Source organism: Prevotella pallens ATCC 700821 (assembly GCF_000220255.1).
GTDB classification, from domain to species: Bacteria; Bacteroidota; Bacteroidia; order Bacteroidales; family Bacteroidaceae; genus Prevotella; species Prevotella pallens.
Window position 1 is genome coordinate 335,674 of sequence record NZ_GL982513.1, and the last position, 11,508, is coordinate 347,181.

General features: G+C 33.4%; 11 protein-coding genes. 7 read left to right on the plus strand and 4 right to left on the minus strand.

Translation table 11 applies throughout. From position 1 onward, the window contains the following. Nucleotides 1-139: 139 nt before the first annotated feature. The 6 genes from HMPREF9144_RS01345 to ybeY all read left to right on the plus strand — a co-directional run bounded on the left by HMPREF9144_RS01345 (nucleotide 140) and on the right by ybeY (nucleotide 6,482). Nucleotides 140-1,792 (plus strand): thiol-activated cytolysin family protein, encoded by a 1,653-nt coding sequence (locus HMPREF9144_RS01345; RefSeq protein WP_006043998.1) that lies wholly within the window; start codon nucleotides 140-142, stop codon nucleotides 1,790-1,792. Nucleotides 1,793-1,887: 95 nt separating this feature from the next. Continuing rightward, nucleotides 1,888-4,071: a C10 family peptidase gene (locus HMPREF9144_RS01350; RefSeq protein WP_006043999.1), complete on the plus strand. Its 2,184-nt coding sequence runs from the start codon at nucleotides 1,888-1,890 to the stop codon at nucleotides 4,069-4,071. A gap of 153 nt (nucleotides 4,072-4,224) precedes the next feature. Further along, nucleotides 4,225-4,419: a hypothetical protein gene (locus tag HMPREF9144_RS13740; RefSeq protein WP_257009637.1), complete on the plus strand. Its 195-nt coding sequence runs from the start codon at nucleotides 4,225-4,227 to the stop codon at nucleotides 4,417-4,419. Between the two features lie 35 nt (nucleotides 4,420-4,454). Beyond that, complete coding sequence (locus HMPREF9144_RS01355) at nucleotides 4,455-5,501, plus strand: clostripain-related cysteine peptidase (RefSeq protein WP_257009638.1); 1,047 nt, start codon at nucleotides 4,455-4,457, stop codon at nucleotides 5,499-5,501. A gap of 87 nt (nucleotides 5,502-5,588) precedes the next feature. Beyond that, nucleotides 5,589-6,059, plus strand: coding sequence for a pantetheine-phosphate adenylyltransferase (gene coaD / locus HMPREF9144_RS01360; protein WP_006044002.1), 471 nt, complete (start codon nucleotides 5,589-5,591; stop codon nucleotides 6,057-6,059). Between the two features lie 12 nt (nucleotides 6,060-6,071). Continuing rightward, complete coding sequence (gene ybeY, locus HMPREF9144_RS01365) at nucleotides 6,072-6,482, plus strand: rRNA maturation RNase YbeY (RefSeq protein WP_006044003.1); 411 nt, start codon at nucleotides 6,072-6,074, stop codon at nucleotides 6,480-6,482. Between the two features lie 173 nt (nucleotides 6,483-6,655). On the opposite strand, the gene HMPREF9144_RS01370 is transcribed toward ybeY, so the two are convergent. The 4 genes from HMPREF9144_RS01370 to HMPREF9144_RS01385 form a co-directional block, all read right to left on the minus strand. Further along, entirely contained in the window at nucleotides 6,656-7,609 is a 954-nt protein-coding gene (locus tag HMPREF9144_RS01370) for a BspA family leucine-rich repeat surface protein (RefSeq protein ID WP_006044004.1), read from the minus strand. A 228-nt stretch (nucleotides 7,610-7,837) separates the two neighbouring features. After that, on the minus strand, nucleotides 7,838-8,551 hold the full coding sequence (locus HMPREF9144_RS01375; RefSeq protein WP_006044006.1) for a fibrobacter succinogenes major paralogous domain-containing protein: 714 nt from the start codon (nucleotides 8,549-8,551) through the stop codon (nucleotides 7,838-7,840). An 11-nt stretch (nucleotides 8,552-8,562) separates the two neighbouring features. Continuing rightward, on the minus strand, nucleotides 8,563-9,276 hold the full coding sequence (locus HMPREF9144_RS01380; protein ID WP_006044007.1) for a hypothetical protein: 714 nt from the start codon (nucleotides 9,274-9,276) through the stop codon (nucleotides 8,563-8,565). A 44-nt stretch (nucleotides 9,277-9,320) separates the two neighbouring features. Next, a complete protein-coding gene (locus HMPREF9144_RS01385) occupies nucleotides 9,321-9,797 on the minus strand; it encodes a T9SS sorting signal type C domain-containing protein (protein ID WP_006044008.1) in 477 nt (158 codons plus the stop codon). Nucleotides 9,798-10,047: 250 nt separating this feature from the next. Between HMPREF9144_RS01385 and HMPREF9144_RS01390 the strand changes: the two genes are divergently transcribed. Next, nucleotides 10,048-11,376 (plus strand): helix-turn-helix transcriptional regulator, encoded by a 1,329-nt coding sequence (locus HMPREF9144_RS01390; protein ID WP_249031146.1) that lies wholly within the window; start codon nucleotides 10,048-10,050, stop codon nucleotides 11,374-11,376. Nucleotides 11,377-11,508: the final 132 nt, after the last annotated feature.

Consider the following 11,508-nt stretch of genomic DNA (forward strand, 5'->3'; position numbering starts at 1 on the left):
CACCGAGAATAACGCATTAGCTAAGAACTGAGACCAGATTTACGAGAGAACAATCTAAAAATAGAGAAAAGTATTTTTTTGGTCTGTTCGTATCGATAATAACGATATCATCACATTTTAAAATTTTAAATGTATTATTATGAATAAAAAAATTATCTATCTGTTAACTGCAGCAGCTTTTTTAGGTTTAAGCAGTTGTTCTAATGTAGACGATGTAATCGATGTAGGTCAACAATCGACAAATGGTCCTACAAGTGGTATTATTAAAGAGCAATCTAAGATTCAGGCTTATTTAGGAACACTAAAAGTTCCAGGTGCTCCTCTTGAAACACGTGCTGAAGCAACGCCAGAAGGCTCTGAAGTTTCAACAGAAAATATACCTGGTTACAATGACGGTGTACCTGGATATTGGGTTGTTACAAAGAAACGTTATAAAGCTTCTCACATATTCGATGAAGCAATAGTGTTCGATCCTAATGCAGAGATTCTTTATCCTGGTTGTGTTTTACGTGGTAGTTCTATCGAAGATGGGACATTTACTCCTATAACACAGGCAGAAGTAGGTGATATTACATTCTCTATCAGCAAAGTTGTAGATCGTGATACACCATCTGGTTCTATTAGAAGAACCGTTTTCAATCCTCGTTTGAGCGATTACCGTGAAATCTTTAACGATTGGGGAAAAGCAAACTATCAGCCAAATGCTGTAACATCTACACATAGTGTAGAACTAGTTACTTCTAAAGAAGAAGCAATGGCTAAAATAGGAGTTTCATTTGCTAATGAATATGTTGATATAGCTGCTAACTTGGGCTTCGATTTCGAGAAAGAACAAAACCATATTTTGGCAAAGTTCATTCAGAAACAATACACTGTTACTACCGATTTCCCAAAAACTCCAACAATTTTCACATCTGTTGATCCTCAAATCATCAACGATTATCAGCCAGTTTATGTAAGCAACCTTACATACGGTCGTATGATTTTCTTGAGTGTAGATACAAAACACTCACTTGCAGAAGTACAAGCAGCATTCAAATTGGCTGTTAATGCTATTAATCTGAATACAGAACTAGAAGCAAAATACAAGAAAGTGTTCGATGAAAGTAAGATTAGTATGACAATTATCGGTGGTGGTTCAACACAACAGAGCCTTGTACTTGCCGATGGTTGGGAAGGATTTAAACAATATATGACTGCAGACATCTCTATGTCAGAGTCTACACCTATTAGTTTCTCTTTGCGTTATGCTAAAGATAATTCTATCTGCCGTGTAGTATCACGTGGCGAATACGATATAGTTAGTCGTACTTTCGTTCCTGAATTTAAGAAGATGTTCATTGAAATGAGTCTTTCAGGTCTTAGAGGTTCAGAAAGTAGCTATAAGTACGAAAAAGGTGATGAGTATGAAATGTACGGTGATGCGTGGATGACATTCAACGATCAGAAAGTTGGTGATATCTTTAATATTAATCGTCAAAACTACATTTTTGTAAAGAAGGGAAATGATTTTACAAACGTCGATGGTAAGAGATGTATATTATCAATAGAAAAGCCAGATGGTATTAGTTTCCAAGACTTTATGCGTAGCCGTGTACGTGTTTATACTCACTTGTACGATAATGATGAGCCATCGAAAGATAAGGACTATGGCGAAACATATCAAGAATTCTATGTTTCTGATATCTTAGCTACACATAAGAACGGTGAACATAAGTTCTCTGTTGTAGGTCATGGTAAAGGTATAGCTACAGAAACACAATTCAAAATATCAGATATATACTTTAAATAATCAATAGTAGGTGAAGCATAGTTGCAACCTTCATGTTGTAACTATGCTTTTCTAATTGCAAAAAGATTATTCTTTTACACTATAAAAATTTTACTATGAATAAAATTCTGAAAAAACTATTCAAGGTTGCAATGGCTGTCTTTGGATTTGCTTTTTTCTTCTCATGTTCTGACCAAGTAGATAATCCTGCAGAACCAGTTTCTGATGCAAATGTCTATGTAAGTCAAGATGAAGCTATTGAAATTGCAAAACGATTTATTAAGAATAATGGTCCAGAATCAGCAGTAACACGTGCAGCAAGTGGTGGAAATTTAAAAGTTGTTCTTACTGATATAAAAGCTGGTACACGTGCTGAAGCAAATGCACACCCATCTTATTATGTTATTAATTTAGATTCTACAGCTTACGTTGTAGTTTCAGGCTCGAAAGTTACATATCCAGTACTCGGATTCTCTTTCGACAATCCTTTTATTACTACAAGTATTCCAGACGGTGTACAGTATATGTTTGATAACTATACCGTAGAGGTTAAAGATGCAAACACTAAAATTAAACCTTCTACTGCTATAGAAGATTTACGTAATGCTTATTTAGAGTCTACTCCAACACGTGCTGAAGCTATAGTAGGTCCATTATTGGGTAGAATAAAATGGAACCAACAGCCATATTATAATACTTATTGTCCAAGAGGAACTCCTGTAGGTTGTGTTGCAACAGCAACTTCTCAAATTATGCGTCTTTATAAGTATCCGAAACGTGGTACAGGTTCGCACAGTTATTCTTCATCGTATGGTACATTATCGTTCAATTACGACTACAATATTGATTGGGACGCAATGCCAGAATCAGTATTACGACAGAGAAATGACGAAGTTGCTCGTTTCTGTTATGGTGTTGCTGTGGCTCTTGATATGGGTTTTAGTCCTTATGGTAGTGGAACATGGCAACAATATGTGCCAGCTGCTTTGAAGAAATACTATAAGTATCCATCAAATGTACAAAGTGCAGAACGTTCTAGCTATAGTTATAACCAATGGATAGCATTAGTAAAGCGCGAACTTGATGCTGGTCGTCCAGTACAATATTGTGGTGGTGGCACAGGTGGTGCACATTCTTTCGTGTGTGATGGATATACTAGCAACAATTATTTCCACTTTAATTGGGGTTGGGGAGGAATGTCTGACGGTTATTTCCAACTTCATGCACTTAATCCTGGTTCATTAGGAACAGGTGGTGGTTCAGGTGGTGGTTTTAATAATAACCAATCTATAGTTATTAACTTTGCTCCTCCTGGAGGTGTAGAGCCAAATCCAGATCCGAAACCAAATCCAGATCCGAAACCAAATCCAGAACCAGACGATCACTCTGATTATGGCAAAGCTTGGGGGCAACGTTGTGCAACTACATATATTAAAAATGTGCAAATAGGTAATGAAGGAAATGTAACAGGAAGTTCAGGTACAGGTTATGCACACTATTCACAAGACCCGATATTGTTGTACCCTGGTTCAACTTATTATCTGACACTCACTCCAGGTTTTACTGGAACTACTTATACAGAGTATTGGACAGCATGGATAGACTATAATGGCGATAAGGTATTTGATGACGACGAAATGATTGCCAAAGGAACAACATACGGTAATACTAGTCTGAAGAAAAGTTTTAGAGTTCCTACAAATGCAACAAATGAAAAAATACGTATGCGTGTTTGTATGAGCTGGGGAAGCTATGCAAAATCAGTAGGTAGCTTTACTTCTGGTGAGGTAGAAGATTACGATATCTATATCTCTAATAAGGAATATCCAAAACCAAATCCAAAACCAGATCCGAAACCAGATCCAAATCCAGGTCCTACAGAATATTGTAAGAGTGCAGCAACAAGTCCTTGTACAGCCTATATTCGTTTTGTAGAATTAGGTGGTATGAACAACTATTCAACTTGTAATTCAGCAGGTTATTCTAACTTTACAAGTAAGTATGGTATGGGTTATTCTGGATATAATGTACGTTACACATTAAGTCCTGATGGTCGTCGTGGTACAAACTACTGGCGAGTATGGATTGATTTTAATAACGACAAGGAGTTTGACAGTTCAGAGTTAGTTGTTCAAAAGGCAAGTACAGGTACAGTTTATGGCTATTTTGCACTACCACGCAACTTATCAAAAGGATTCTATCGTGTACGTGTTTCTATGAAACAAGGTAGTTATGCTGATTCTTGTGATAAGTTTGATGTTGGAGAGGTAGAAGACTACTTACTTTATGTAAGATATTAAGTAAGTATTTTATATAGAATACGTACTTAATATAATCTATCTCATCATTTTATAACCCAATGTTCGGAATTACAACGCCTTACATTGGGTTTTTCATTATTTATTCTTATATTTGCAGGCTAAATAGTATTTATGTTTTATTAGATATAAGGAATGAGAAAACAATTTTTGTATTCATATATAGCAAAAGGTGCACAAACCTTACTTTTTCGTAATATTATTATGTTGCTTTGTGTATTCTTATCGTCTTTCATCGTCTCATGTAGTAAAGAAGATGAACCTGACGATGAGGATTATACAAAAGAAAAACAATTTTGGTTTATATGCCTTGGACAGGTTCTGCTGTGAATTTGTATAAATACTTCGTAATTAATATCAAAGATATGAAGAAGGCTATAATAGAGCAAAAAGGATTGAAACAAACCAATATGTTAGTCCTAATTGCCAATGACCCTAATAAAAGTCATCTCATAAAGATTACATATCGCAACGGAAAATGTTACGACGATACGCTTAAAACTTATAACGACGGTGCAATGAATACACCTTCAAAGATGTCGAGCTTATTGAACGAAGTAGTAAAAATAGCACCTGCTCCTATCTATTCTATGATGATAGGTTCGCATGGAGTAGGGTGGATATATACAGGAAGTACATCTCGTTCAATGTTGCAAAGTATAGAAGCGGACAGAGCAAGAAACAAAATGTTAGGTTTACCCATAACACGACAAACTCGTTATTTTGGTGGTTCAGATATTCAAATGAATATTGATGATTTGGCAGAAGGAATCAGAAATTCAAATATGCACCATTTGCAATTCCTTCTTTTCGACGATTGTTATATGGCAAATATAGAAACAGCTTACGAGTTGAGAAATGTTACCGATTATCTTATAGGTTGTCCAACAGAAATAATGGGACACGGAATGCCTTATTATGAAATGTGGAAATATCTTGCATCTATACAACCCGATTATGGAAAAGCAGTAGAAGGTTTCTACAATTTCTATTCTAACTATGCATATAATGGCAAAGATTATCATTATGGAACCATCTCTGTAACCGATTGTAGAAAAGTAGACAATATGATGCAAGTGTTAACTGCCATTAATAGCAGATATAGAATAGGTAGAAATGTTGATTCTAATTTGCAAGTCTTAGATGGATACAGACCTGCAGCATTCTTCGATTTTGTTGATTATATTCATAAACTATGCGCTGGAGATGCTAACTTAATAAGAAAATTCGATGCAGCTTTATTACAACTTATTCCATTTGAACGCCACACTGCACAATATTATTCATCTTTAACCAATGACGGAGCACATATAATAAACACTTGTTGTGGATTAACTATTTCAGCACCATCTACAAATGCGATGGTAATAAACAGCAAACCACGAAGTCATTTCTATGCTTCTTTACGCTAATAAAGCATTAAGATATATCGATGAAATCGATGTTTTATCATATTGTGAGCTTAATTACAAAGTTATAAAAGAGAACTAAAAAAGAATATGGAGAATTGCACTGATGATAAAATTCGGATTGGTTTATTCGTAGGAAGTTTCGATCCTTTTACCATAGGACACGACTCTATTGTACGCAGAGCATTGCCCTTATTCGATAAAATTGTAATAGGCATAGGCATAAACGAACGCAAACAATATATGCAAACTGCCGAACAACGTATGTTGGCTATACAACAACTTTATGCAGAAATTCCAAAAATAGAGGTAAAAAGCTATTCAGACCTTACAATAGATTTCGCAAAACGAGAACAAGCTACCTTTTTTATAAAAGGTGTACGAAGCATAAAAGACTTTGAATACGAACGAGAACAAGCAGATATAAATCATTTTTTAAGTGGAATGGATACACTTTTTTTAGTAGCCGAACCACAATTTGCCAGTATCAGCTCTACTCTTGTACGCGAACTTAAACATTTTGGCAGAGATGTAACCGAATTTTTGCCACAGAAACGATAAATAAAACAAAGAATGATAACATACAATGCAGAGGACGTAAAACTCCCCACGATAAAAAAACGCGAAACTACACGTTGGATAAAAAAAGTTGCAGCAACCTACGGGCGTAAAGTAGGCGAAATAGGCTATATGTTCGTAAACGATGAAAAGATTTTAGAAGTAAACAACGAATATCTTGGCCACGATTATTATACCGATGTTATTACTTTCGACTATTGCGAAGGCGATATTCTAAATGGCGACATTGTAATATCTCTCGATACAGTACGAACCAATGCCGAAAAGTTTGGAAAAACTTATGAAGAAGAACTTTATCGTGTTATAATTCACGGCATACTCCACCTTTGTGGTATCAACGATAAAGGTCCTGGAGAACGAGAAATAATGGAAGAAAACGAAAATAAAGCCTTAGCACTTCGCTAAGGCTTTATTTTGTTTTATATTAAATAAGGTAGTTTATTCTATTGATACCCATTTAATGATAATAGACTTTGTTTGAAGCAATATAAAAAGTCTATAAACACATAAAAAGAAAAAATGCTAGTCTTTGAATTCTAATAAATAGTATGGACCACTTGTTTTCTGTTTATAAAAATTTATTGCTTCACAACCTTTTTCCCATTTATAATATAAATACCCTGTGCAGAATGTTCAGGTATATTGTTTAAGCGTGTACCTTGTAAAGTGTAGATACTTCTATGCAACCTTTTATTTTCTATTCCTTGAAACTCTATTCCAGAAGGTTTTTTCCTTGTAAAATAGCCAGTTGTTGGATTTGCCATTTCTATATCAATTTTGTTTTCATCGTAAACCACATTGCCATTTTCTCCTCCTTTCAGCTGTTTACAATCTTGAAACATACAAATAGATGCTTCGCAATCCCAAACACTGTTGCAATATATTGTAGTTAACAATTCGCAGTTATGAAACATATCGCTCATATCAGTAACAAGTTGTGTATTAAAGTTTGACACATCAATTGTTTCCAGAGCTTTACACCCATAAAACATAAAACTCATATTGGTTACGCTTTTGGTATCAAAATTAGAAACATCAATAATTTTCAGCAATTCGCAACCATCAAACATATAATCCATATAAATTACATTCTGAGTTTTAAAATCAGACACATCAAGTGTGGTTAGAACTTTACAGCCAGAAAACATTCCACCCATATTAGTTACATTGTCTGTATTAAGGTTTTTTATTCCTTCAATAGTAGTGAGCTTTTCAAAGCCATCAAACCATAATCTTGTAGAGCCAGGATAGTAGTCTTTCATCGAACTATCGAAAATTGCAGTTGTAATCTCCTTTCTTTTATATTCTAAGCACCATTCCGGATAGTCTGTAGTAGAATTTGGCAAAGTATAAACAATGTCTTTAGTGTACAAATCTTTATTAGAATTGTAAAAAAACGACAACCTTTTTGCAGTGGTATCCATCACGGCGTATGCTTCTTTTGTTTGTGCTTTTATAGTTATTGAGAATAATAACATTATAGTGAATGCTGCGATAGCAACAAACGTTCTGTTTATTAGTTGTTTTTTCATAATTTCTATACTGTTATGTTTGTGTATGTGATAGTCTTTTCTGTATATTCTTTTTAAATTTTAGGTGTTACTTATATGCTTTATACATAGAGTTCAGTTCTAAATCTTCCCAAGTTTTACAGAATGTATATATGCTTTGTAAACAATAAAAGATAAACCAACGATGTGTATTAAAGAGAAAGATGGATAACAAATAAATACTATTACTCTTTTTCTACAATTATCTAATTACTGTTGAACAGGTCGTATGCTGAAACCATAATAACGGTTGCTCACATTTGAGGCATTTGCTTTATCGTCATTAAAAAATAAATGGACAGCTAATTTATTTTCAAAAGAAACATTTTCCGATGTCCAATAATATCCATAAAATTCTGCAGCATAAGGCTCATTCCCATTTATACAACCTGCAGCTGGTAAAAATATACGATTGCCATTAGGACCAGTTATCCAATAGCCACAATATCCACTTTTTTCGTCTTCGAACCATTTCCATGTGCATTTTTTTACTAGTTCTTCCATTTCTGCCGATGTTGGAATTCGCCATTTATTTCCTAACAAAATAGTAGCAACATCATCATTTGCCTCTAATATAGTTATCTTGTCGGAAGCATTATATTTTGTAATCTTCTTAGATATTGGTTCGTAATATTTATATTTGTTCCAACTATAGTTCTCTTTTGTATTAACTTCACCCCAAGCATAATAATTTCCATAAGCTTCTGGCGTTTCTGCACCAATATTACAAGACCCCCATTTTACACTTAATCCTAAGTCTATACAAGTAATATGCTGTGTAGTATTGGGAAAAGTTATGCTATCTATTTGTTCAATAATGTCGGCTTTTCCTCCTTTCCATATCTTAACACTTATTTGCTGCTGTGCAAATACTACTGATGCTATGATTAAGAAAAGAAGAGATAAAATATATTTCTTCGTCATAATATATACTCTTATTTATGTACTGGTCTAACAGGTATACCATAATTACGTGCAATACGATCGTCTGCTTGATATTTATCAGATTGGAAAGAAAATCCCTGCGCATACATCTTAATATAAGCCTCGTCTCCTTCGCGTAACGTATTAGATAAGTAGTAACCGTACTTTCCACCATAATAAGGATTCTTATCAAACATTACACCTGCTGCTGGAAGGAAGATAGAATTGCCATTTTTACCAGTTACTTTGTATCCATTAACATTATTAACGGTGGTCCATTCCCACGTACATTTCTCTACTAATTCTTTTATTTCTGCAGGAGTAGGCATACGCCAGCCTTCATTCATATTAGCTATGGCTGCATCGTCTTCAGAATCGAGTGTTGTTTTTCCATCTTTCACGTTGTATTTCTCTAAATTATTACGATCTGTTCCGTATTTATAGGTGTTCCAATCGTAACTCTCTTTTGTTTTAATGTCTCCCCACTGATAGAAGTTACCAAAATCTTCAGGATTTTTTGCACCAATATTACAAGTTCCCCATTTTACACTTAGTCCTAAATCTATATAAGTTGCTTTTTCTTCTGATTTAATAAATGTAATACTATCAACAGCTTGAATAGTTTCCGACTTTGTTCCGTGCCATACTATTATATCATGAGTATTTTGTGCACTTGCTCCTAAAGCGAGCATTATAGTAAAAATAATAGATAAAACCTTTTTCATATTGCTTATTTATATTTATTTGGTAATAATAGAATGTGTAAAACCTATAGAGTAAATTTAAAAGAAATGCCAGACTTTGTTCGTGCAATATAAATACCATTAGATGTTTTTAAAGATAAGTTTAAAGTTTCATTATCTTTGGTCGAAATGGCTGTTGTAATCAATCGTCCTGTAGTATCATATATGCTAACACGCTCCCCTTTTGATAAACCAAATACGCTTAAACTATTAGAATTTATGCGAAATATTACATCACTATTTACATTATCTTTGGCAGACGATATACTATTGGGTTGAACTTCTCCCCAATATACTCGCTTTACTTCATTGTAATCATAACTAACAACCGTTTTCTTAGCACGAATTTCTAATGCAGATCCAATTAACATTGTAGGTTTATCAGAAAAGGCGAAACCAACAATTGAACCATTCTTTAGTTGTAATAATACACCTTTCTCGCCCATAACTCCTAAAGTTATAAACAAGACAATTGAAAGAATTAAAAACCTTAGCTTTTTCATATTGCGAATTTTATTAACATTGATTTCGCAAAATAAGATATTTCTCTGCAAGAAAACAAAAAATGAATATAGACATAATATAGACAATGTATTGAATAAGTGTTAAAAAATAAGATGTAGTATATAGATTTCTGTATCTTTGTGGCAAAAAGGTATTACCATGAGTTTTTCTCGAATACATCGCATAGATATAGTAACAATTTTTTTTCTGTTGGCAACCACATTTATAAATATAGGTTGTTCTTCTTTTGTGCATACCAAAGAAAAAGTGTATGCCGATAGTTTGCTAAATAATTCGTATTTAGATATTATAAATTATTCTTTTGTAAAGGCATATAGAGATATTTCAAAGGCACAAACTTTCTATGAAAAAACTAATAATCAAGAAAAACAAGCAATATGCCAAATTCATCTTGCCTTATTATATGAGGGTATTGGTTTATGGGAAGAGGCTCACGAAAATCTGATAAAAGCGCGTAGTGCACTGAAGCAACTTTCTCCAATAGTGAAATATAGATACTATTATGCAAACGTAGTATATTTGTTAGAACACTGTAAAAATTATGCAGAAGCAGAGCGAGTAATGAAATATGCTATTGCAAACGACCATAGCATAAATAACAAAGTTTTTCTTCAAACCGACTTAAGTAACTTAGCAGAAATATATATTAAACAAGGAAAGATAAAAGAAGCCTCAAAAATTCTTAATAGTTTAGATAAGCAAGATAACAAATTCTTTCACACCCAACTGTTATATTGTAGTTTGCTTATAGCAAAACAACACAGCCGTCCAGATTCTATTTATAATATTGCGCAAAAATGCCTTAAACAGAGTGTACGTTTTAGGCAATTAAATATTCAAGTGGAGGCACTACAAGCAATAATTCATATAGATTCCATACGTCAGGATTATCGTTCTTTTATCAATCATTTTACACAGTATTACAATATGCGCGATTCTTTGAATGGTGCAATGGCGACTTCTAAAATTAAACAAATACAAGAGAAGGCTAAAATAGAGAGCGAAAAACTTAAAGCATACGAAGAAATAAAAAGACAACGTATGCTATTACCACTTATTGTTGTAGTTGCTTTATTCGTAGTATGTGTAGCTCTTCTTATTTATTATCGCACCAAGCAACGTAAACGAATTGTAGAACTTGAAGCAAAAGAACTATCCGATAAGCTTAGATATACTGAATTGGAAAAAGAACTATCAAAACTTAAAATGCAGATAGAAAAAAAGAAGCTAATTAAATCGCAACAAGAAAATATATCAATGTCGTTACAATTAGCAATGCTAAGCGATCCAAAGGAGAAGAAAAGAATGCAGTTCTTTAACGAACAGTTTCAAATTATGGATAATGATTTTTGTAAGCGTTTAGAAATGCAATATCCAACTATTACCAAAGCCGAAAAAAGATTAGTATACCTCATAAAGATTGGACTCGACGGACATAAAATTATGTCTATACTTAATATATCTGGTTCAGGTTTTTACAAACTCCGTTATAGACTAAGAAAGCGATTAGGACTCAACAATGAAGATTTAGAGAAATATATTCAGCATTTAGAGTGATTATTTTTTTATAGCTATAAGTGGACTAATTTTTTTATAATAAAAAACGAGAAAGTTTTACATTATATTTTTTGAAATTATAATTAGAAAATAAAATTTTATAATAAGAAAAATAGAACCTTTATTGTAAGG

Bases quoted from the DNA above. Each gene is read 5' to 3' on its own strand.
- HMPREF9144_RS01345 (WP_006043998.1), top strand. From the start codon at position 140: ATGAATAAAAAAATTATCTATCTGTTAACTGCAGCAGCTTTTTTAGGT.
- HMPREF9144_RS01350 (WP_006043999.1), top strand. From the start codon at position 1,888: ATGAATAAAATTCTGAAAAAACTATTCAAGGTTGCAATGGCTGTCTTT.
- HMPREF9144_RS13740 (WP_257009637.1), top strand. From the start codon at position 4,225: ATGAGAAAACAATTTTTGTATTCATATATAGCAAAAGGTGCACAAACC.
- HMPREF9144_RS01355 (WP_257009638.1), top strand. From the start codon at position 4,455: ATGAAGAAGGCTATAATAGAGCAAAAAGGATTGAAACAAACCAATATG.
- coaD (WP_006044002.1), top strand. From the start codon at position 5,589: ATGGAGAATTGCACTGATGATAAAATTCGGATTGGTTTATTCGTAGGA.
- ybeY (WP_006044003.1), top strand. From the start codon at position 6,072: ATGATAACATACAATGCAGAGGACGTAAAACTCCCCACGATAAAAAAA.
- HMPREF9144_RS01370 (WP_006044004.1), bottom strand. From the start codon at position 7,609: ATGAAAAAACAACTAATAAACAGAACGTTTGTTGCTATCGCAGCATTC.
- HMPREF9144_RS01375 (WP_006044006.1), bottom strand. From the start codon at position 8,551: ATGACGAAGAAATATATTTTATCTCTTCTTTTCTTAATCATAGCATCA.
- HMPREF9144_RS01380 (WP_006044007.1), bottom strand. From the start codon at position 9,276: ATGAAAAAGGTTTTATCTATTATTTTTACTATAATGCTCGCTTTAGGA.
- HMPREF9144_RS01385 (WP_006044008.1), bottom strand. From the start codon at position 9,797: ATGAAAAAGCTAAGGTTTTTAATTCTTTCAATTGTCTTGTTTATAACT.